Annotated in this window: 16 protein-coding genes and 4 tRNA genes; 5 read left to right on the forward strand and 15 right to left on the reverse strand. The window is 63.0% G+C overall.

Annotation, left to right across the window (positions count from 1 at the left end; translation table 11 throughout):
- Window positions 1-129: 129 nt before the first annotated feature.
- The 3 genes from tagF to K0F85_RS02455 form a co-directional block, all read right to left on the reverse strand.
- On the reverse strand, window positions 130-1,110 hold the full coding sequence (tagF, locus tag K0F85_RS02445) for a type VI secretion system-associated protein TagF (RefSeq protein ID WP_219114382.1): 981 nt from the start codon (window positions 1,108-1,110) through the stop codon (window positions 130-132).
- Window positions 1,107-4,931, reverse strand: a complete 3,825-nt coding sequence (tssM, locus tag K0F85_RS02450; RefSeq protein WP_219114383.1) for a type VI secretion system membrane subunit TssM — start codon at window positions 4,929-4,931, stop codon at window positions 1,107-1,109. The genes tagF and tssM overlap by 4 nt, the downstream gene beginning before the upstream one ends.
- A 217-nt stretch (window positions 4,932-5,148) precedes the next feature.
- The gene (locus K0F85_RS02455; protein WP_219114384.1) at window positions 5,149-5,988 is read right to left on the reverse strand and encodes a M15 family metallopeptidase; all 840 of its coding nucleotides are present in this window, start codon (window positions 5,986-5,988) and stop codon (window positions 5,149-5,151) included.
- Window positions 5,989-6,124: 136 nt separating this feature from the next.
- Here K0F85_RS02455 and K0F85_RS02460 point away from each other — a divergent pair, with 136 nt between their 5' ends.
- Window positions 6,125-6,787: a hypothetical protein gene (locus tag K0F85_RS02460; protein ID WP_257572469.1), complete on the forward strand. Its 663-nt coding sequence runs from the start codon at window positions 6,125-6,127 to the stop codon at window positions 6,785-6,787.
- Between the two features lie 69 nt (window positions 6,788-6,856).
- Here the strand turns inward: K0F85_RS02460 and K0F85_RS02465 are convergent, their stop codons facing one another.
- Complete coding sequence (locus K0F85_RS02465; RefSeq protein WP_219114385.1) at window positions 6,857-7,651, reverse strand: alpha/beta fold hydrolase; 795 nt, start codon at window positions 7,649-7,651, stop codon at window positions 6,857-6,859.
- A gap of 336 nt (window positions 7,652-7,987) precedes the next feature.
- Between K0F85_RS02465 and K0F85_RS02470 the strand changes: the two genes are divergently transcribed.
- Window positions 7,988-8,371, forward strand: coding sequence for a hypothetical protein (locus K0F85_RS02470; protein ID WP_257572470.1), 384 nt, complete (start codon window positions 7,988-7,990; stop codon window positions 8,369-8,371).
- Between the two features lie 152 nt (window positions 8,372-8,523).
- Here the strand turns inward: K0F85_RS02470 and K0F85_RS02475 are convergent.
- Window positions 8,524-8,599: transfer RNA gene (locus K0F85_RS02475), tRNA-Asn, on the reverse strand.
- Window positions 8,600-8,859: 260 nt separating this feature from the next.
- Here K0F85_RS02475 and K0F85_RS02480 point away from each other — a divergent pair.
- Window positions 8,860-9,567, forward strand: a complete 708-nt coding sequence (locus K0F85_RS02480; RefSeq protein WP_219114387.1) for a GntR family transcriptional regulator — start codon at window positions 8,860-8,862, stop codon at window positions 9,565-9,567.
- Between the two features lie 107 nt (window positions 9,568-9,674).
- Here K0F85_RS02480 and K0F85_RS02485 read toward each other — a convergent pair whose 3' ends face one another.
- The 5 genes from K0F85_RS02485 to K0F85_RS02505 all read right to left on the reverse strand — a co-directional run bounded on the left by K0F85_RS02485 (window position 9,675) and on the right by K0F85_RS02505 (window position 15,371).
- Window positions 9,675-10,973: an NCS2 family permease gene (locus K0F85_RS02485; RefSeq protein WP_219114388.1), complete on the reverse strand. Its 1,299-nt coding sequence runs from the start codon at window positions 10,971-10,973 to the stop codon at window positions 9,675-9,677.
- A 75-nt stretch (window positions 10,974-11,048) separates the two neighbouring features.
- Complete coding sequence (locus K0F85_RS02490; protein ID WP_219114389.1) at window positions 11,049-11,450, reverse strand: GtrA family protein; 402 nt, start codon at window positions 11,448-11,450, stop codon at window positions 11,049-11,051.
- A 140-nt stretch (window positions 11,451-11,590) separates the two neighbouring features.
- Complete coding sequence (locus K0F85_RS02495) at window positions 11,591-13,060, reverse strand: cytochrome c (RefSeq protein WP_219114390.1); 1,470 nt, start codon at window positions 13,058-13,060, stop codon at window positions 11,591-11,593.
- A complete protein-coding gene (locus K0F85_RS02500; RefSeq protein ID WP_219114391.1) occupies window positions 13,057-14,715 on the reverse strand; it encodes a GMC family oxidoreductase in 1,659 nt (552 codons plus the stop codon). The genes K0F85_RS02495 and K0F85_RS02500 overlap by 4 nt, the downstream gene beginning before the upstream one ends.
- Window positions 14,712-15,371 (reverse strand): sorbitol dehydrogenase family protein, encoded by a 660-nt coding sequence (locus K0F85_RS02505; RefSeq protein ID WP_219114392.1) that lies wholly within the window; start codon window positions 15,369-15,371, stop codon window positions 14,712-14,714. The genes K0F85_RS02500 and K0F85_RS02505 overlap by 4 nt, the downstream gene beginning before the upstream one ends.
- 325 nt (window positions 15,372-15,696) lie before the next feature.
- On the opposite strand from K0F85_RS02505, the gene K0F85_RS02510 reads away from it, so the two are divergent.
- Complete coding sequence (locus K0F85_RS02510) at window positions 15,697-16,215, forward strand: N-acetyltransferase (RefSeq protein ID WP_219114393.1); 519 nt, start codon at window positions 15,697-15,699, stop codon at window positions 16,213-16,215.
- A 159-nt stretch (window positions 16,216-16,374) separates the two neighbouring features.
- Here the strand turns inward: K0F85_RS02510 and K0F85_RS02515 are convergent.
- The 5 genes from K0F85_RS02515 to K0F85_RS02535 form a co-directional block, all read right to left on the reverse strand.
- Window positions 16,375-16,450: transfer RNA gene (locus K0F85_RS02515), tRNA-Asn, on the reverse strand.
- 92 nt (window positions 16,451-16,542) lie between these two features.
- On the reverse strand, window positions 16,543-16,869 hold the full coding sequence (locus K0F85_RS02520; RefSeq protein WP_219114394.1) for a Dabb family protein: 327 nt from the start codon (window positions 16,867-16,869) through the stop codon (window positions 16,543-16,545).
- A 123-nt stretch (window positions 16,870-16,992) separates the two neighbouring features.
- Window positions 16,993-17,068 (reverse strand) — tRNA-Asn (locus K0F85_RS02525).
- A gap of 135 nt (window positions 17,069-17,203) precedes the next feature.
- Window positions 17,204-17,279 (reverse strand) — tRNA-Asn (locus K0F85_RS02530).
- Window positions 17,280-17,410: 131 nt separating this feature from the next.
- A complete protein-coding gene (locus K0F85_RS02535) occupies window positions 17,411-18,625 on the reverse strand; it encodes an amino acid aminotransferase (protein WP_219114395.1) in 1,215 nt (404 codons plus the stop codon).
- Window positions 18,626-18,737: 112 nt separating this feature from the next.
- Here K0F85_RS02535 and uvrB point away from each other — a divergent pair, with 112 nt between their 5' ends.
- Window positions 18,738-20,825, forward strand: a complete 2,088-nt coding sequence (uvrB, locus tag K0F85_RS02540) for an excinuclease ABC subunit UvrB (protein WP_257572471.1) — start codon at window positions 18,738-18,740, stop codon at window positions 20,823-20,825.
- The last annotated feature ends 7 nt before the right edge of the window (window positions 20,826-20,832 follow it).

Below are 20,832 nucleotides of genomic sequence, written 5' to 3' on the forward strand. Positions count from 1 at the left end.
CAGGGTGCCAGTGACGAGGACCTGCCCCGGCATCGGCGTCTGGGGCACTTGCGGCGCCTGCGTCTGGGCGCCGCAGGGAAGGGCTGCAGCAAGCAGCAGGAAGAAAATGGGAGATTTCATCGCAATCCTTCAGGCAAAGGTATCGGCAAACATGGCGCAGGCCGAGCGCAGCGACAGCTGCTCCTGCTGCAGGCAGGCGGACAGGCGGCGCAGCGCCGCATCGTGCCCCAGTTGCGCCTCAACCCAGTCGAGCTGGTCGAACACGATCAGGCGCTCGCTGCCGGCCTGCGGATCGATCAGCGCGCGCAAACCATGCGGGTCGGCGCCGCAAAAACCGATCACCAGCACCGGCGCCTCGTCGAGGTGGGAAAAGAACAGCGCCAGTTCGAAATCGGCCTGGCGCAGGAAAGGCGCGATCAGGTGCAGCCAGAAGCTGGCCACCAGTTCACGCAGCTGCGCGTCTTGCGGCAGCGGCAGCACCAGGCTTTTCTCCAGGCGCGGCAAGCCACTGCGGCGCACCGGCTGCAGCAGCAAACCCAGGCCCAGCAGCAATTCACGCACCGTCACTGGGAATGCGGGCGAGGCCAGCATGGTCTGCAAGCCATGCACCGTCTGCGCCTGCAAAAAAGCGGCCAGCCGCGCCGCGTGGCCAGGCGCGGCCGGTTCGACTTCGATCACGTTGCCGGCCAGCGCCAGCAGCGCCGGCCCCGGCTCGGCGCTGGCCAGAATACCTTGCGAGAGCTGCTCCACGCGCTGCCACAGCGGCGCCAGCGCCAGCGGGCTGCAGGCGACAAAGGCTTCGGCGTCTGCGACTTCCAGCGCGCCCATGGCCATGAAGGGAAAACGCCGCTGCGACTGGTCATTGCTCGCTTCAAGGCGCCCGGCGATGGCGCGCCGGCTGCGCGTGCCGACAAAGGCAAAGCGCAGCGGCGGCAAGGCGTCGTAATTGAGCTTCCAGCGCGGCTCCACCGTCAGGGCATTCATGACCTGTGCCAGCCAGTCGTCGAGCAGCTGCACCAGCGCATGATTGTCGCAAGCCTTGATGAAATCGCCGCGCGCGGGGATCTTGCCGAAGTAGCCGAGGCGCACCTGCTGTTGCGCGCGCGTCATGGCGCCGCTCCCGCCGCCGCAACAGCGGCAATGGCTGGCACGGGCGTGGCGGGAGCGCCCGGCGTGCCGACGATGGTCTCGGGCAGCTGCATGCCGCGAAAGCCCTGCTCCTGCAGCGCCGCAGTTCCGCCCGCACCCGTCGCCGCCGTTTCCGCGCTGCTGGTGATTTTCAGGTCGACCGCCACGGCCACCTCGCCACGCGCCCAGCGCAATTCGAACACGCCGCCATCCTTGCGCTTTTTGCTCGCCGCGTCGATCATGCGCTTCAAACCGAATTGCCCCGGCTCGTTGAACAGCTCCAGCGTGCGCCCGTCGAAGGTGACTGCCGTGATGCGCGCGCCCTGGATGCCCGCCGCGCTCTGCGGGCCGGGATGGACCATATTCGTCCACTGCGCCGGGGTGTTGCGGTAGCGCAGCTGCTGGCCATCGATCTCCAGCGTGTATTCCAGGGTGCCTGGCGCCGGCGATGGCTGGATCTGGAACACGGTTTGCGCCGCCGTCGAGGTGGCAGCCACGCCGCCCGCGCCCAGCGGCGCGATCCAGCCGGGAAAGCGCGCCACCACCTGCGGCGCCAGGCTGATGCCCATGTCGGCCCAGGTGCGCGGCGCCAGTACGTCGCCGCGCCGCACCACCAGCGGCCCCATGGAAGTGGTGACGAATTTCGCCACCAGGCCTTCGGGGCCGAAGAACTGGCCGATCTCCAGGTTGCTCGCCTCGATGCGCGCCGTGGGCGCAAACGGATACTTGTTCGCCAGCGATTTCTGGAACGGTTCATATACTTGCGCCGCCCAGGTCTTGTTGATATCAAGTTCGGCCGGCGCGACGATGACGGCAAAGGTCTGCATCAGCGGGCGCACGAGGATGGGGCGAAGCGCCTGCTTTTGCGCGTCGCTCATCCCAGTGAGCACCTGCTCGTCGACCAGTTTCAGGGCATCGGCCAGCTCGGAACCGCTGCCCTCCAGGGTCTGCTGCATGAACTGGCGCGCGCCCGGTCCCGCATCGCCCTGGTTCTTCAGCAAGTTCAAACGACTGCGCAACTTCGACAGCGCCTCCAGGTAGGCGCGCATCAGGGAGGCATTGTTGTCCCTGGCCGCCACCAGCTTGCCCACGCCGGCAAATTCGCGCCCCACGGGACCCATGGGTTTATCCAGGCGGGCCGGATCGATCTGCGCATGCATGCCCGGATTGACTGTCAGCTGCGACGGCGCGCGGCGCAGCACGGTTTCCTTGAACCAGGCGATGATGCCCCGCTCGGCCTTGCGCAATTGCGCATTCTGCAGCGCCGGGTTGTCCCACGAGGTTTCCTCGTAGATGGTCGTCAGCAGTTTGGCAATCGGTGACGACTGCGGGTCGCCCAGGCGGTTCATCGCTTGCACGGCGCCGTCAAAGCCTTTCAGGTCGGCGACAGCGACGCCCTGCACGAATTTTTGCCATTCGCGTGCGTAGTCGGCCTTGTACATGGCCACCAGGTTTTTCTCGATCTGCTCCGGACTGCCTTCCAGGGTCAGGTCGTCGGTGGAAGCGCTTTTCAACACCCAGTCGGCGCTTTGCAGCTCGCGGTTGGCGGCATCGCGAAACGCGCCTTCGACGAACTTTTCCCACGCCTGGCGTGTAAAGGCGCCGGAGACGGCGTAACTGCCCGCCAGCAGCGTTTGATCCTGTTCGCCGACGATGCGCGCCACCGTCATGCCGGGAAAACGTGTCGAAGCGCGCGCCTTGACGTCGGCATACACGCGCTCGCGGGCAGGCATGCCGCGCACCACGCGGCGCAGGTTTTCGCGGGCCTGGTCAACCAGCGCCAGCTTCTGTTCGATGCGCGGCCAGGATGGGTCGCCGATCTGCGCCAGGTAAAACGTCAGCAGCCGTTCGGCGCTGCGTATCATCTGCTCGCGCGGCATGGCGCCCCGGTTGCCCTCCAGCCAGCCGCGCCAGAAACGCGTCAGCTGGTCATTCAAGTGACTGCTTTCGGCATGCGTCTTATCGGCCAGCATCAGATAGGTTTTCAGCGCGTTGTAAGCATCTTCCACATTCGTCGCGCTGGCCTCCTGGTACTGTACACCGCGCGGCGCGGCAGCTGTGGCGGCCGGCGTCTGCGGCGTGCGCGCCGCAGGCTGCAGCTGGTCGGCGCTGGCGTTCATCTCGAACAGCAAGGCTTCCAGCGCGCCCGCCACGGGGGTGAGCATGACCTGGCGCGCGCCGGAAAAATATTCCTCGCGCAGCTTGCGCTCGATCAACTCGCCCTGATACAGGCCCAGGCGCAAGGACCAGGGCCTTTGTGTGCGGTACGCTTCCAGCTGCTCGATGCGGTCCTGCAATATCTCGAGCGCTTCCAGGCGCGACTGCAAGTCCAGGCGCTGTTCCTGCAGCTTCAGCACTTTATGTAAATCGGCCTCCACGTTGGCCACCAGTTGCCGGTTGCCCAGGTAGGACCAGCTCCAGCCGCCCAGGCAGGCACCGAGCGACACCGTCGCGGCAAAGAACACGGCATATTTGAAGCGCAGCTTGGCGCGGTTGGCATAGTTGGCGACCAGGTGCTTGTCGGCAAAGATCACCTTGCGAAACAGCTCCAGCAAGAAATAGCCATGCTGGCGCGCACCCGCAGGCAGCATGGCAGGGCTGGGCGCGAAGGCCAGGTCGAAGCGGCGCGCCACCTGCTGCGAAGAGGCACTCACGGGCTCGCCCTCCTGCAGCGCGCTGGTAAAGTAAAAGCCGCGGAAGACAGGCTGGAACTGGAACGGGTTTTCCTCGAACAGGGTGGCGATGAAGGCGCGCAGGGCCGGCTTGATGGCGGCAAATTCCAGCGGAAAGGTAAAGACGCCGGGCGCCATCGTCTTGCGTTGCCGGTGCGCCATGTTGGCCAGGCTCAGCTCCGTCAAGCCATCGTGCAATTCATCGAAACTCTGGTCGAAAAAGGCCAGCAAGTCGGCCGTGCGCAGCTTGCGCTGGTAAGGCATGGTGGCGCCCCAGACGCGCTCGCGCTCGCTGCGCTCGGCAGACGCGAAAAACTCCGTGAAGCCGGCGATCAGGTCCGCCTTGGTAAACACGATGTACAGGGGGGCGAACACTTCCAGGCGTTCGATGACGTCTTGCACACGCTTGCGCAAGCTGCGCGCCAGTTGCATGCCGACGTCGGGGTCGCCGCTCAGTTCGTCGATGCTGACGGCGATGAGGATGCCGTTGATGGGTGCCTTGCGCCGGTATTTCTTCAACAGGTCGAGAAAGCCGAACCACTCGCCACGGTGCTCATCGACGATGCAATAGCGTCCCGCCGTGTCGAGCACGATGCCGTCCGTGGTGAAAAACCAGTCGCAATTGCGCGTGCCGCCTACACCTTGCACGATCTTGCCGTCGGCGAAGGGGAATTGCAGGCCCGAATGCAGGATGGCGCTGCTCTTGCCGGCGGCCGGATTGCCGATGATCATGTACCACGGCAATTCGTACAGAGCGGCGGCGCCCGATTTGAGACCCAGCTTGGACGTCTTGATGGTCTCGATGGCGGCCAGCATGCCCGTGCGTACGGCGTCGAGTTCGCCCTGCTGCGTGCTGCAGGCCGTCGAAGCCGAGGCCGCTTGCGCGGCGGCGATCTCGGCCTCGTTAAGGATGGCCTGGCCCAGCGCCTGCGCAGCGCGCCGTGCGCGGCGCCGGCGCCACAGCCACAGACCGAGCCAGGTGAGAAAGGCCAGCAGCAGCAAGGCCAGCACCCAGATCAGCGCCACTTCCAGCACCTCGGCGCCCAGGTACAGGAAGACGGCCAGCGCCACGAAGCCGAGGATGGTCAGATTGCGGCTGTCGGTGAGGAAATGCCAGAGTCGTCGCAGCATGATGAGCCCAGGGTGAGGTCGCAAAGCAGGAGGAATGCCGCCGCGCAGCGAGGCGGAGTCGGCCCATGCTGACAGCAATGCGGCGCGCCTTCGTTGACATATGACAAGTAGCAGGCGCCCGCACGCGGCAATCGCCGGCGTGCCATTGACGCTGCGCAAGCAAGCTTGCAGCTGTGAAAATCAGGCCGCTACGCGGCGCTAGAATGGCTGGCGCGGCTTACTTGCCCAGCACGCGCGGTCGCGGCAATTCCGTATGGCCAAAATCCATCATGGTCCAGCGCCCGCCCCAGCGCAGGCCCACTGATTCTGCCGTCACGCCATATAAACGGTAGCCGCGCATGGCCCAGGCATTTTTTTCAGAAATGATGAGCTTTCCTTCATGCATGAATGCGCAATCGGCCGCCAGGCCATACTGGTGATAGCTTTGAAACGCCCGGGCGTTGGTCACGTTCGGGCCGGCCGCCGCCAGTTGATCCTGGCGCGCGGGGCTGCGATAGCCTTCCAGCAAGACCATCTCATAGCCATGCACGTCCTTCATGATCTTGAAGACCAGCAGCAGGCGCTGCGCGTAATCGTGGTCGAGCAATTGCCAGTTGCGGCTGGCGCCGCCCAGCAGCGGGCGCAGCTCGCTTACTTCCGCCGTGGAAAACAGCAGTGGCGGCAGGCTCAAAGGCGGCACCAGCTGCTCGCCTTTCAGCAAGTCGCTGACCTGGTCATTGATCGCATGACGCTGGTCAGCATAGCCGCGCAATTCGATGCGCTCGCTGGACAGCCAGGCCAGCAGCGGCGGCACGATGATCAGCACGCTGCCGGCCAGGCTCAGCCAGCGATGCCGCCACAGCAACTGCCGGGCACGCGCCATGCCCGAGCCCGTGTGCAGCCGCGCCCGCCGCCACCGTGCGCCACTGCCCCCCTTCAGGTGCTGCGCGCGCCGCTGCATGCGCCAGCCCAGGTTGACGAGGGTGTGCAGCATGAGGGCGCGGCCGCCGGGAAACAGCAGCAGCCAGCAAGCAAAACAGGCCAGCAAGAAATACATCAGGACCAGGGCGACGAACATGGGGCGCTCCGTGACGGGGATAGTCGGGGCCGGGCAGCGTGCTCAGCCGTATCGCTAGATCGTAGGCGTGCGCAGCCCGCATGGGCGCGGTATACATCAAGGTCAGTCGCATTTATTCCACTGCGGAGGTGATATTTTGTCTGTATTGAAAACCGGGGATGGCCAGGTGCGCAGTCCCAACTTGCTGGACAAGGCCGGCGCGGCTGGCACGCGCATCGAAGGCATGGGTATCCTGTCGCAACTCGAGCACGGCGTCGCCGCGCCCGTGGCCAAGCCGGCCCGGCACTGGCGCCCTGGCTGGCGGCACTGGGCCGCTGGCGCGCTATGCCTGGCTGTGCTGGCCGTGCTCGCCTACGACACGCAGGTCCTGCCCCTGCCGACAGCCCCCGCAACGGTCACGACGGCGCCCGTCATGCCAGCGCCAATGGTGCTGCCGCAGGCGGCGCAGGCAGCCACCATCGTCAATACGGCGGGCCCGCCCTTGCCTGCGGCCTCCGCCAAGACAGCAGCGGCGAGGCCGAGTGCACCGCGCAAGGCGCCACCGTCCGCGCGCCCACAGGGGGCGAGGCCGGCTGCCGCGCAAGGCGACAGTGATGTCGCCTTGCTGACGGCCATGGTGGCCCATGCGCACCGGCAAGAAGGCCTAGCAAAACCCGTGCGCGATGTGGTGCAGCGCAGGCAGGAAGACGAAACGGCGGAACTGTTGCAGCGCTGCAAGCAGCTGGGCCTCATCGAAGGCATGCTGTGCCGCTCGCGCATCTGCTCGGGCCGCTGGGACAGCGATCCTGCCTGCCATTGAGGCCGACGCGCCCGACGGTACGTCAGGCCGGCTTGTCGCGGGTGGTCAATACCAGATGATCCAGGCGGTCTATCCTATGCTTCTCGGGTGAGTGGCCGCGTCCATGCGGCCTTGTAAAAAGCCTTCCATCAGCGCCAGCAATGCCTGCGGCTGCTCCTGGTGCGGCGTATGGCCGCACTGCTCGACCATGGCGGGTACGGCGTTGAGCGCCTGCGCCACGATCGTATCGACCTGGGCCGCGCTGCCGTACTGGTCCTCGCCGCCCTGCACCACCAGCGCCGGGCATTCGACGGAGGGCAGCAGATACTCGATGTTCCAGAACTGGAATCCATAGCTGAGCCAAGTATCCGACCAGGCCTTGAAGATGGTTTCCGTCTTGTCGCCATGGTATTTCGCCAGCGCCCGCAGCTTGCCCTCACCAAACGCCGCGTCCGCCACACGGATGCCATCGAGCGTGATGCCCTCGACAAATACGTGCGCCGCTTCGGTGATAATGCCGCGCAAGCGCGGCGGCTGCTGCGCCGCATAGATCAGGGCGATGCTGCCGCCATCGGAGTGGCCGATCAGAAAATGGTCCTGCCCCGGCAGCAGTGCCGCGAGCACCCGCGGCAGCTCGCACAGCGCGTAGTCATGCAGATAATGCAGTTGGCGGCGCGCCGCCAGCGGCGACGACTGCCCATAACCGTGGCGGTCATACAGCAAGCCGCGGCAACCCGTCGCCTGGCATAGCTGCGCGGGAAAATCTTTCCACATCGCACAACAACCGAGCCCCTCGTGCAGGAATACCAGGCAGGGCTTGGCAAGATCGCCCTCGATCAATTCGTAATAGATATCGGTTTCGGCACTCAGGTTCAGTATCGGCATGGGCTAGGCTCGCAAGACGTTCCGCTCGACAGGTCGGCTGCGCCTATTGTGCCATTGTCCTGCCCGGCATGCGTGGCGCCCCGTAAAAATAGACTACGGGAAAAAATCTTGCGGCTTGCCTGCAAGGAGTTTGCGCCAGCACAAGTTAGCGCCGTTTTTCCGGCTGCGCTGCGTACTTTTTGTCCCTTCGTTTGCCTAGAATGGTTCATTCCAACAGCATGGAGCAGACGGCTACCTTATCAGCCAGGAAGTGACACTGGTCGTCACGGCAACAGATAAGGCGTCTTGCCGCACGACGACAGGTGCGGCGTCCAAACTATCGATCAGGAGTACATCATGGATATGAAAGTAGAACATCGCACCGGTAGCAACCTGGCCCTGGAAACTACCGATCTGCCGATGGAGCAGGAAGGAAAAAGCGCCAAGGGCGCGGCCGCACAAGACTTGAACTTGAGCACCGCCGCCTTCACCACCTATTACACGTGGAGCGCCAATGGCGTGCATCCTTCGGTCAACTTCACCAATGCCAACGTGAAGGCCAATTCGCGCGTGCTGCTCAACATCAGCGAATATGGCGCGAATGCCCAGGACCGTTTCATCGGCGCCGCCCGCATGGCCGTGTACAACATCGCCCCGTATAACGGCGGCTTCCGTGCCTGGGTGGATATTTCCTGGGGCAGTCCGCTGAAGGTCCGTTTCGATGTGTTTGTCGATCCCTGATCCGGCAAACACTGCGCGTGCCCCTGCCACCAGCGGGCCGGCATCGCGCGCATCGCCAAGACACAGAAGCGATGGCAAGCGTGGATGGGAAACCGTGCGCGCATGACAAAAGGGCCACGTGTTGCCACGTGGCCCTTTGCTACTGCTTGTTCTGGCTCCCCGACCTGGACTCGAACCAGGGACCTGCGGATTAACAGTCCGTCGCTCTACCAACTGAGCTATCAGGGAAAGGAGGCCGAATTATATACGTCAAAATTTCGCATGTCCAGTTTCAATCCGCATGGCCAGAAAAAGACGCCGCCAGGACACAAGCGTCGCCAGGTGGCTGGGTCCGTCTGCGCGGCAACACGCAAGATAGTAGAATAGCCAGGCCTTGCCGATACGGAAGGCGCACAACGGCATGCCGGCAACGGGGCGTCAACCACGCCGCCGCCCGGACATGCACTTGCAAGTTTCACCTTGCCCCTGGTTTACTGCTCTCGGCCGATATGACAGAATCAAGCGCACCCCTGGTTGACAAGCCCGGCAGCGGCGACAGTTCGGCAGAAATTGCCGAGCATATGGCGGTCGCCATCGTGGCGCGCCAATTGCCGCCCGGTACACGGCTGCGCGAAGAGGCGCTGTGCCGGCTGTATGGCGTTAGCCGCACCAAGATCCGCGCCGCCCTGCTGATTCTGTCCAAGGATAAACTCATCCGCATGGTGCCCGACAAGGGTGCCTTCGTCAGCCAGCCGACGGAAGCGGAGGCACGCGACATCTTTGCCGCGCGGCGCATCATCGAAGCGGCCTTGGCGCGCGAATTCGTTGCGCGGGCCAAAGCCGCCGATTTCAGGATGCTGGAACGGCACCTGAAAGCGGAACGCCAGGCGCTGGCGCAAGCGACGCCACTGCGCTCGCAACTGCTGGGCGACTTCCACGTCTTGCTGGCCGATATCGCCGGCAACGCCGTCCTGCGCGACATCGTGCGCGAACTGGTGGGCCGCAGCTCGCTCATCACCATGCTGTACCAGTCCGGCCACGCTGCCGCCTGCTCGTGCGACGAACACGGCCGCTTTCTCGAGGCGGCGCGCAGCGGCGATGCCGACCTGGCGGCGCGCCTGATGGTCGAACACCTGGCACACGTGGAAGCGGCCTTGCGCTTCGACGGCAGCACCGGCAACGCCAGGAAAGACCTGGTGGCGGCGCTGCTGATGTAAGCTGCGCCATCAAGCTGCTCCATCAAAAAAGGCCGCCCTTGCTGATGCACGGGCGGCCTTGTCGTTGCGACGGCAACTGCTTGCCGACGCCTGCCCTGCTCTCCCGGTTATTCGTGCAAATAGATAAACTTGAACAGGAAGATGGCGGCGATGATGTAAGCCACCACGGAGACCTGCTTGCCCTTGCCCGTCAACAACTTCAATACCGCATAGGTGATGAAGCCGAAGGCGACGCCGCTGGCCACCGAATAGGTAAACGGCATCATCAGCGCCGTGATGGCGGCAGGAATGCTTTCCGTGCTGTCATCCCAGTCGATATAGGTCAGTTCGCGCAGCATCAAACAAGCCACGTACAGCAGCGCGGGGGCCGTCGCGTACGGCGGCACCGTGTGCGCCAGCGGGGCGAAGAACAGGCTGCCCAGGAACAGCAGCGCAACGGCCACGGCCGTCAAGCCCGTGCGCCCGCCAGCCTGCACGCCAGCCGCGCTCTCGACGAAGGCCGTGGTGCTGGACGTGCCCAGGCAGGCGCCGGCGGCAATCGCCGTGCTGTCAGCCAGCAAGGCCTTGTTCATGCGCTCCATCTTGCCGTCTTTCAACAAGCCGGCACGGTTGGCCACGCCCATCAAGGTACCCGTCGCATCGAACAATTCAACCAGGAAAAACACCAGTACCACGTTGACGATGCCGATCGACAGCGCGCCCATGATGTCGAGTTTGAACAGGGTCGGCTCGATGGCAGGCGGCGCCGAGACTATGCCGTTGAACTGGTTGCCGCCGAAGAAGAAGCTGGCGATGGTGATGGCGAGGATGCCGATCAGGATGGCGCCCGGCACTTTCAGGCGGTCCAGCGCGACGATGATGAAGAAACCGAGGATGGCCAGGATGGGCGCCGCCTGGTGCAAGTCGCCCAGCGCGATGATGGTGGCCGGGTTCGACACCACCACGCCGGCGCTTTTCAGGGAAATAATCGCCAGGAACAGGCCGATACCGACGGTAATGGCCGTGCGCAGCGCGGGCGGGATGCTGTTGATGATCATTTCGCGCACCTTGAACAGGCTGACCAGGATGAACAGACAGCCGGAAATGAAGACGGCGCCCAGCGCCACTTCCCAGCTCATGCCCATGCCCTTGACCACCGTATACGAGAAATACGCGTTCAAGCCCATGCCCGGCGCCAGCGCGATCGGGTAGTTCGCGTACAGGCCCATGATCAGGGTGCCGATGGCGGCCGCCAGGCAGGTGGCAACAAAAACGGCGTCTTTCGGCATGCCTGCGTCACCCAGGATGGACGGGTTGACGAAGATAATGTAGGCCATCGTCAGGAACGTGGTCAGGCCGGCCAGCAGCTCCGTGCGCACATTGGTCCCGTTGTCCTTCAGTTTGAAATAGCGTTCCAGGAACTGCATGATTAACCCCTTGTTTTGGTAAAACCGCGCACATGGTCTTGGACTATGCGCATCTTTTTTTCTTGCAACGACGCTTTACTTGCTCGGCGCGCCGGCCGGTTTGAAGGCCCACCAGCGGCTGCCCGCGAAATTCCAGACCAGCCCGATTCCCGTCGCCAGCACCTGCGCCAGCCAGTAATACCAGCCCAGCTGGTGTACCAGCAGCCACATCAGCCCCGTATTGATGCACCAGCCGATGCCCAGCAAGGTGAAATACTTGCTGGCCGCCTCGCCGTGTCCCTTGTCGCTTTTAAACGTGAAAAAGTAATTGAGGAGGTAGTTGACGACGGAACCCAGGATGTAACCGATGCCGGAAGCGGCGGCGGCGCTGATGCCTGCCCATTCGACGCCGCCCCACAGCACGCTGTATTGCACGGCCGTGCCGGAAGCGCCGACGGCGGCGAAACGTAAAAATTGCTGATGCAGGGAGTGGGACATGGTCAATTTTCAAATGAGGCGAAAACAATCGCCAGGATAGTGCCAGAATAAAAAATGGCTACGATTGCTCGTAACCATTTTTCAGCCTGCATTTTACTGCAAGTTGCACCCAACGTTCATATTCGCCGCCGCTGCGACGCTTATTCCTTGCGTTGGCGGCGCCGGCGCAGCCACACCAACAGCGCGATCAGTAACAAGATACCCGCGATGCCGCCCGGCAGCATGAACGGTTGTGCCCGCGCCAGGAAGGGTTTGTCGCCACCGTTGCGCGCCTGCGCCACATACGCAGGGGTGACGGACACTTCCGGGTTGCCATACTGTTTCAATACGTAATTGGCGATCGAGGCGATCTGCTCGTCCGTCAAGGGCTGCACATAGGAACGCTGGTCGAAACGGGGCATGAACGCTTCATGCTCTTCCCGCTCGATCTTGCGCTCGACGCCAAACAGAATGGCCGACACCAGGTTGGCCGGCGTGGCGCCACCGGTGGCCGTGTTGTGGAACAGGGCCGGATAGCTTTGCCCCGTGCTGCCGGCGCCGCTGGCCGAATGACAGCTGGCGCAATAGCCGGAAAACAGCACGGCGCCGCTGTTGAGCGAATGCCGCTCGGTGGCGCCGACCATGCCGCGCAACGCAGCTTCTTCGCTGGCGGCGCTGCCATGGCTGAAGGCGGCCTTGGTCTGCCCCGGCGCGCGCACGGGCGGCACCGTGCGCAAGTACGCGACGATGGCGGCCACGTCGTCGTCACGCAAAAATTGCAGGCTGTTCTGGATGGCTTCGGCCATGCCGCCTGCCGCCTGCCCCTTGCCTTCCACGTGGCCCGTCTTCAGGTAAGCAGTGAGTTCCCCATCCGTCCACGCGCCGATACCGCTGACCTTGTCGGACGTGATGTTCGGCGCATGCCAGGAACCGAGTGAAGCCCCCGCCAGGGTCTGGCTGCCGATTTCCCCCATCAGCACATTGCGCGGCGTGTGGCAGGCACTGCAGTGCGCCAGGCCTTCGGCCAGATAGGCGCCGCGGTTGATCTGCGCACTCTTTGCCGGGTCGGGAACGAAACGCTTATTGTCGAGGAACAAGCTATTCCAGGCCAGCATCGACAGGCGCACATTGAACGGGAATGGCAAGGCCGTCTGGCGCGCCGGCACATCGACAGGCTTGACTGCCTGCATGAAGTAGTAATACAGGTCGCCCACGTCCGCATCCGTCAGCTGCGCATAGCTGGTGTAGGGCATGGCCGGATACAGATGACTGCCATCGGCGCGCACGCCGGCACGCAGGGCGCGCGCAAAGTCGGCTTCCGTGTAGTGGCCGATGCCGCCCTTTTTCGAGGGTGTGATATTCGTCGCGTAGATCGTGCCCAGCGGCGAGTCGATGGCATAACCGCCCGCATACGGCTTGCCGCCGGCAGCCGTATGGCACGCCATGCAGTCGGCCGCGATAGCCAGGTAGCGGCCCCGCTCCAGGCGCGCATCGGGGCCAGCCGCAGCGGCTGCAACGGGTGCTGCCGGACGGTCCGGCGTCAGGGTGACGGACGACACCTGTGTCACGGCGTGCGCGGCCAGCGGCAAGCCGGCCGCCAGGGTCAAACCCAGCAAGAGGCCGCGCATCATGCTGCCTCCCTTGCCAGGGTGCGGGCGATATCGTCGGCTGCGCGCAGGCCGAGCGCGGCCATGCTGAGGGTGGTGTTGACGACGCTGGCCGATGGCATGGCGCCGCCACCCGGCAACCACAAATTGGCGTGATCGTGGGCGCGGCAATTGCCATCGACCACGGAGTCAAGACGATTCGATCCCATGATGACGCCGCCCATGATGTGGTTGTTCGCGTTCAGGCTGCTGGTGATATGAAATTCCACGGCGCCGAACAGCTTGCCGATGTGTTCGAGCTGCGCATGCGCAGCCTTCGCGCCATTGCGCACGTAATCGCCCACGTCATAATAAATGTCGGGACAGGCCAGGCCCAGCGGGTCCTTGCGCGTCTTGCTCAAGGTCAAACGGTTGTGCGCCTCGGGCAAGGGTTCCAGGCTGATCGACAGGTCCACGCCAAAGGCGGCGCGGCGACGGATTTCATCATCGAGATCCTTGCCCACCAGGCCCAGCTTCAACGACTGCTGGGTTGCCGGCCCCACCCTGGTGATATTGTTCAGGATCATCTTGTTGGCCGAATACTGCGCGCGGAAGGCGCCATCGCGCGGCCCCACCAGACAGCTGCTCTGCGCGGGTCCACGGCCCGTCCAGATCGGTTCATTGGCCAGGAAGGTACAGTGAAAACCCGAATGGTCCATCATGTTGCGGCCCACCTGGTCGGAACTGTTGGCGATGCCGTTCGGATTGTTCTGGTTGGCCGCCAGCAACAGCAAACGCGGCGTTTCGATGCCATTGCAGGCAATCACGAAGGCCTTGCCGGTCGCCATGTGCGACTGTTTTTTCGCGTCATACCAGTGCACGGCAGTGACGCGGTTATTCTGGTCCGTGTCGATGCGGTAGACGACGGCCTCGGCCAGCACGCCCGCGCCCTTCAGCTCGGCCCGCTCCACATGGTGGATGCCGTTGTACATGGCGCCGATGGGGCAGATCGGCTGACAATTATTGTTGCCGCAGCAAGTGGGACGGCCCTGCCATGGGCGCGTCGAGCGGCCCTGCGGAATCGGCACGGAACGGTAGCCGTGCGGGTTGACCACTTCGGCGAAGCGCTTGTCGCCATAGCCCCAGGGCACCATGTCCATCGGATACGGCGCGCTGCGCTCGCTGGGCGACTGCAGCGCGGGATCGTTGGGGCCGGCCACGCCCATTTCCTGCTCGGCGCGGCAATAGTAGGGCTCCAGCTCATCATAGGAAATGGCCCAATCGCGCCCCACCCCGTAATCGCTCTTCATGCGCATGTCGGACGGCAAGTGGCGCCAGCACGACGCGGCCCAGTGCCAGGTGGTTCCGCCCACCGTGCGCAGATAGCCCTGCTGGAAACTGCTGCCGCTGGGGCCGGACAATTCCACATAATTATTCTTCGGGAAATACAACGGTGCCGGCGCGTTGTCCGCCTGCGGATACAGGCCCTGGAAGTCGGAACCGACACGGTTCTCGAAGGGCATGTTGCGCCAGTTCTCTACGGCCTGGCCACGCTCGATGCGCAGGCCCGCTTCCAGCATGATCACGGAATGGCCTTGCGCGGCCAGTTGGTCGGCCATCATGGCGCCCACGACGCCGGACCCGACGATGACGACATCGGCGACGACGTCGCCATTACTCTTGAATTGGGGTGCTTTCATTTTGCTTGCTTGCCTTTCGGTTCTGGAGTGCCGGTAGTAGCCGGGGCCGGTACGGGTTTTGGCGCCACGGGGGCGGACACGCGCACTGCAGGCGGCGCCTTCAGCCACCACAGGGGACCGTAATTGCAATAGGTCGGCACGACCTGGCCATCGGCCACCGTGCGGTACATCAAGGCTTCCGCATACGCGACGACGATGGACTTCGTGCCCTGCGCCGCGTTGCCGGCGACAGTGCCCGTGTACCAGGCGGCGACGATGGCCAGCGCCAGCTCGCGCAGAGTCGCATCGGCGGCGCTGGCGGCTGCCAGCAGGGCCTTCGCTTCCTGGCCCGTGACGAGCAGCGCGCCGAGCCGCGGCAAGCGCTCGGCGAAACCGGGCACGTTGGTGCGCATGGCTAGCTCGATGCGCGCCGCCGTCACGGCGGACAGATCGCGGTGGCCCGTGATCGATTGCGACAAGGTGTAAAACAGCATGCTGGCGGGCGCCGGGCCAGGCGCCGGAGCGCTGGCCGGCGCCTGCATGGCGGCCGACAAGGGATTGCTCCAGAAACCGGCCTGCGCCAGCAAGGCGGCCAGGCCGATCAGGGCGTGACGGCGGCTGAGGCGAGGAAGGACTGAAACGGATGTTGCAGATGGATCGCTGCCTGAATGGTTCATGAGACTCCCGCAAGACTTGTTGTTTTGTTGACTTAGATGATAGCGCTACATGGCATTTGCGCGCATGGAACCGGTTCCATATTATCCTACATAAATAAATTGTTTGCCGATGTAGTACTACTCCCAAGCATCGGCCTTTGCAATTTCGCTTTTCACTCAGGCAAAACACCAGTCTTGGACGCCCAGGCGGGGCATAGGCAGCAAGCATGGCGGCGCCCTTGAAATGATTGCAAGCACGCGAAAAAATCGGCAACATGGCCAATGTATGCACGTTTGCGCCATTGCCACCATTCGCCGCCATCCGCAACCACCTACCGGAGCACCGATGCACGCCTTGCCGCTTTCCGAGCTCGCCCTGGTCCTCGCCAGCTTGCCCGCCCCCTACCAGTTGCGCCTCCAGCGCGACGACGACGATGGCTTTGCCGCCGCGCTGTACAGCTCCACGCGCGACGACCTGCGCCAGATGCCGGCCGAGCCCGCCGTCATCGAACAATTGATCAGCATGCAGCGCCGCATGCAAAGCCACGCCTATCGCCAGGCGTATCCGCACGCGGCATACCTGGTGCTGCAGCACGGCGACACCCCTGTCGGCCGCCTGATCCTGGATCGCCAGGATCAGGTGCTGCACCTGGTCGATATCGCCATCGTGCCCGCCGCGCAAGGCCAGGGCGCCGGCAGCGCCGTGCTGCGCGCCCTGCAGGCGCAAGCGGGCGCGCAGCAATGGCAAATCCACCTTGCCGTCAACAAAAACAACGCCGCCGCGCGCGCACTGTACCGGTGGCTGGATTTTCGCCTGCGCGGGGAAAACGCGGTGCAAGAGCAACTGGAATGGCGCGCGCCATAGTGCCGCCACACCGCAACTGGCACGCTGCGCCTGCCTGCGCAAAGTGCTCGCCACCCCATGCAACTCACGCGGCAGCGTCACCACGCGCACAAATAAACTGCGCCCTGAAACGCAAAAAGCCCAACCGGTTAAGGCTGGGCTTTTTGCTGCTGCATGTTCTGGCTCCCCGACCTGGACTCGAACCAGGGACCTGCGGATTAACAGTCCGTCGCTCTACCAACTGAGCTATCAGGGAAAAGAGGCCGCATTCTATAGGGGAAATTTTCCGCTGTCCAGATTTCCGCCAGAAAAATGTGTAGTTTCCGGCGTCACCCCGCCCGGCAGCGGTCAGCCTGGTTGCTCTTGCGGGTAGTAGTCAAACACCAGCACCCGACCCAGCCATGGCTTGAGCTGCTCGACAAACGTCAGATGGGCCGGATGGGTCAGATACACATCGCGCCCGGCGGCGTCGTCGAAAGTCAGGGTAAAGCAATCGGTAAAACCGTCATCGAGGCCTTCCGGGCTGACGTTCGGCCCCCATTCAAATTGCCGCACGCCGGGTATGCGGTGTTTCAGCTGGGAGAACTCGTAGATGAGCTCGGCGTGCTTGGCAGACGTAATGCCATCGAGGAAGTCGCACAGGACGATATGGCGCAAGGCGGAGGTACAGGTCATGGGAAGGTGCTCCTGATGTGATGCATTCAGGATAGCGCAAAACGCGATCACGCACCGGCCGGCCCTGCGGGCTGCTGCGGAAAACAAAAAAGGCCATGTTTTTCAACATGGCCTTCCGAATTCTGGCTCCCCGACCTGGACTCGAACCAGGGACCTGCGGATTAACAGTCCGTCGCTCTACCAACTGAGCTATCAGGGAAAAGAGGCCGTATTATATAGGGCAAAGTCCGTGCTGTCTAGATTCCCATGGGGAAATTCCCATCCCAACCCCAAGCTGCCCGCCGGCGCCGCAAAACAAAAAAGGCCACGTTTTTCAACGTGGCCTTTCGAATTCTGGCTCCCCGACCTGGACTCGAACCAGGGACCTGCGGATTAACAGTCCGTCGCTCTACCAACTGAGCTATCAGGGAAAAGAGGCAATATTATATGTCGCTTATTCCATATTTGCAAGACGGATACTGCATCCCGACAAACACGGCCATCGCCGACTTTCTACCACCATCAGCGCCGCACTTGCATGCAGCGCCGAAGAAGCAAGATCTTAAAGCACTTTGGCGATCGCGTCAATAACGATGTCGATATTGCGCGAATTCAATGCTGCCACGCAGATACGGCCCGTATCGACGGCGTAGATCGATTGCTCGCGCAAGGATGCCACTTGTTCCTTGCTCAGGCCCGAGTACGAGAACATGCCGATTTGCTGGCGCACGAATTCGAAATCGTGGCCTGGCGCCTTGGCTTTCAGCTTTTCCACGAAGGCATTGCGCATTTCGCGGATGCGCACGCGCATGCCGGCCAGTTCTTCTTCCCACAATTGGCGCAGTTCCGGCGTGGCCAGGACGGTGGCAACGACCTTGCCGCCATGCGTAGGCGGGTTCGAGTAGTTGGTGCGCACGACGCGCTTCAATTGCGACAGCAAACGTGCCGCTTCATCGGCGCTGGCAGCGACGACGCTCAGGGCGCCCACGCGCTCGCCATACAGCGAGAACGATTTCGAGAACGAGTTCGACACCAGCAGCGGACCACCAGCATCCGCAAAGCGGCGCACCACGGCGCCATCTTCGGCGATGCCGTTGGCAAAACCCTGGTAAGCCATGTCCAGGAACGGCACCAGACCGCGCGAGGTGACGATGGCGATGATCTGGTCCCACTGGGCCACGCTCAGGTCGGCGCCGGTCGGGTTGTGGCAGCAAGCGTGCAGCACGACGATGGAGCCGGCTGGCATGGCGTTCAGGCTGGCCAGCATGCCATCGAAGTTCACGCCGTGGGTGGCGGCATCGTAATACGCGTAGTTATTCACGACGAAACCGGCGTTCTCGAACAGCGCGCGGTGGTTTTCCCAGCTCGGGTCGCTGATGTAGACCTGGGCACCCGGCGCGAAGCGCTGCAGGAAATCGGCACCAATCTTGAGTGCGCCGGTGCCGCCGATGGCTTGCACGGTAATGGCGCGGCGCTCTTGAATAACGGCGGTATCGGCGCCAAATACGAGTTCCTGCACCGCCTTGTCGTAGGCGGCCAGGCCTTCGATCGGCAGATAGGTGCGTGGGGCGGCCTGTTCGATCAGAATGGCTTCTGCCTTGCGTACGCAAGCTAACAGAGGCACTTTACCGTTGTCGTCATAATAGACGCCAACGCCCAGATTGATTTTGGCGGGATTCTGGTCCGCGTTAAATGCTTCGGTGATGCCCAGGATCGGGTCGCGTGGGGCCATCTCGATGGCGCTAAACAGACTGGCAGAAACAGTTGGGTTCGTCATGATAAGATTGGATTCGATTGGAAGCAGGTTCACAGCGGAGTTGTAGACAGCGCCCCAAAATACAACGCCAGGGCCGCCAGCAGAGCACTATTCTAACAAAGGTCTGATTCACATGCCCGAATTATCTACCGCCAGCGAGGCGGAAAGCGCAATTATCTCTTTCCCGAACTCCCCCTTCAAGCTGCACCAGCCCTTTCCTCCGGCCGGCGATCAGCCGGCAGCGATCGCCCAGTTATCCGAGGGCATCGCCGACGGACTGGCCTTCCAGACCCTGCTTGGCGTGACCGGTTCGGGCAAGACCTACACCATGGCCAACGTCATCGCGCGCATGGGCCGGCCCGCCATCGTCTTCGCGCCGAACAAGACGCTGGCCGCGCAGCTGTACAGCGAATTTCGCGACTTTTTCCCGCAGAACGCGGTCGAATACTTCGTCAGCTACTACGATTACTACCAGCCCGAAGCCTACGTGCCGCAGCGCGACCTGTTCATCGAAAAGGACTCGTCGATCAACGAGCATATCGAGCAGATGCGTTTGTCGTGCACCAAGTCGCTGATGGAGCGGCGCGACGTCATCATCGTCGCCACCGTCTCGGCCATCTACGGTATCGGTAACCCGAACGAATACCATCAGATGATTTTAACGTTGCGTGTAAAAGACAGGGTCGCCCAGCGCGACGTCATCGCGCGCCTGATCCAGATGCAGTACACGCGCAACGAGGTCGATTTCGGCCGCGGCACCTTCCGCGTGCGCGGCGATACCATCGACATCTTCCCCGCCGAGCATGCGGAACTGGCCGTGCGCCTGGAAATGTTCGACGACGAGATCGAATCGATTCAGTTGTTCGACCCGCTGACGGGCAGAGTGCGCCAGAAAATCCCCCGCTTCACCGTGTACCCGGGTTCGCACTACGTGACGCCCCGCTCCACCGTGCTGCGCGCCGTGGAAACCATCAAGGACGAACTGCGCGAGCGCCTCGAGTTCTTCCGCAAGGAAAATAAATTGATCGAAGAGCAGCGGCTGGAACAGCGCACGCGCTTCGACCTGGAAATGATGGCCGAAATCGGTTTCACCAAGGGTATCGAGAACTACTCGCGCCACCTGTCCGGCGCGCTGCCGGGCGAACCGCCGCCCACCCTGGTCGACTATCTGCCGGCCGACGCATTGATGTTCCTCGACGAGTCGCACGTGCTGACGGGCCAGCTGAGCGCCATGTACAACGGCGACCGCTCGCGCAAGACCAACCTGGTCGACTACGGTTTCCGCCTGCCGTCGGCGCTGGACAACCGGCCCTTGAAATTCGAGGAATTCGAACAAAAGATGCGCCAGACGGTGTTCGTCTCGGCCACGCCGGGCGACTACGAAAAAAACCATTCCGACCAGGTGGTCGAGCAGGTGGTGCGCCCCACGGGCCTAGTCGACCCGCAAATCATCGTGCGCCCCGCCAGCACGCAGGTGGACGACCTGATGTCGGAAATCGTCGAGCGCATCAAGAAGGACGAGCGCGTGCTGGTGACCACGCTCACCAAGCGCATGTCGGAGCAATTGACGGAATACCTGGGTGACCATGGCATCAAGGTGCGTTACCTGCACAGCGATATCGAGACGGTGGAGCGCGTGGAAATCCTGCGCGACCTGCGCCTGGGCACCTTCGACGTGCTGGTGGGGATCAACCTGCTGCGCGAAGGCCTGGACTTGCCGGAAGTGTCGCTGGTCGCCATCCTCGACGCGGACAAGGAAGGCTTTTTGCGCTCCGAGCGCAGCCTGATCCAGACCATCGGCCGCGCCGCGCGTAACCTGAACGGCACGGCGATCCTGTATGGCGACCGCATCACGGACTCCATGCGCCGCGCCATCGACGAGACGGAACGCCGCCGCGCCAAGCAGATCGCCTTTAATACCGCCAACAACATCATCCCGATCGGCGTCAAAAAATCGATCCGCGAAATGATCGACGGCGTCTACAGCCCGCAGGAAGCGCGCGAAAACTTGCAAGTGGCGCAGGAGGCGGCGAAATTCGAAGCCATGAGCGAGAAACAGGTCAGCAAGGAAATCAAGCGCCTGGAAAAACTGATGCTCGACCACGCCAAGAACTTGGAATTCGAAAAGGCGGCGCAAGTGCGCGACCAGCTGCACATCCTCAAGCAGCAACTGTTCGGCGCACCCGGCACCGACAATGTGGCGTCGATATTGGGCAAGTAAGCACCAG

This window comes from Janthinobacterium sp. UMAB-56, from assembly GCF_900095265.1.
Lineage (GTDB): Bacteria > Pseudomonadota > Gammaproteobacteria > Burkholderiales > Burkholderiaceae_D > Janthinobacterium.

Excerpts from the sequence above, each read along its gene's own strand:
- uvrB (WP_257572471.1), top strand. The coding sequence starts at position 18,738 with ATGCCCGAATTATCTACCGCCAGCGAGGCGGAAAGCGCAATTATCTCT.
- K0F85_RS02510 (WP_219114393.1), top strand. The coding sequence starts at position 15,697 with ATGCACGCCTTGCCGCTTTCCGAGCTCGCCCTGGTCCTCGCCAGCTTG.
- tssM (WP_219114383.1), bottom strand. The coding sequence starts at position 4,931 with ATGCTGCGACGACTCTGGCATTTCCTCACCGACAGCCGCAATCTGACC.
- K0F85_RS02495 (WP_219114390.1), bottom strand. The coding sequence starts at position 13,060 with ATGATGCGCGGCCTCTTGCTGGGTTTGACCCTGGCGGCCGGCTTGCCG.
- K0F85_RS02455 (WP_219114384.1), bottom strand. The coding sequence starts at position 5,988 with ATGTTCGTCGCCCTGGTCCTGATGTATTTCTTGCTGGCCTGTTTTGCT.
- K0F85_RS02465 (WP_219114385.1), bottom strand. The coding sequence starts at position 7,651 with ATGCCGATACTGAACCTGAGTGCCGAAACCGATATCTATTACGAATTG.
- K0F85_RS02485 (WP_219114388.1), bottom strand. The coding sequence starts at position 10,973 with ATGCAGTTCCTGGAACGCTATTTCAAACTGAAGGACAACGGGACCAAT.
- K0F85_RS02500 (WP_219114391.1), bottom strand. The coding sequence starts at position 14,715 with ATGAAAGCACCCCAATTCAAGAGTAATGGCGACGTCGTCGCCGATGTC.
- K0F85_RS02470 (WP_257572470.1), top strand. The coding sequence starts at position 7,988 with ATGGATATGAAAGTAGAACATCGCACCGGTAGCAACCTGGCCCTGGAA.
- K0F85_RS02535 (WP_219114395.1), bottom strand. The coding sequence starts at position 18,625 with ATGACGAACCCAACTGTTTCTGCCAGTCTGTTTAGCGCCATCGAGATG.
- K0F85_RS02505 (WP_219114392.1), bottom strand. The coding sequence starts at position 15,371 with ATGAACCATTCAGGCAGCGATCCATCTGCAACATCCGTTTCAGTCCTT.
- tagF (WP_219114382.1), bottom strand. The coding sequence starts at position 1,110 with ATGACGCGCGCGCAACAGCAGGTGCGCCTCGGCTACTTCGGCAAGATC.
- K0F85_RS02490 (WP_219114389.1), bottom strand. The coding sequence starts at position 11,450 with ATGTCCCACTCCCTGCATCAGCAATTTTTACGTTTCGCCGCCGTCGGC.
- K0F85_RS02480 (WP_219114387.1), top strand. The coding sequence starts at position 8,860 with ATGACAGAATCAAGCGCACCCCTGGTTGACAAGCCCGGCAGCGGCGAC.
- K0F85_RS02520 (WP_219114394.1), bottom strand. The coding sequence starts at position 16,869 with ATGACCTGTACCTCCGCCTTGCGCCATATCGTCCTGTGCGACTTCCTC.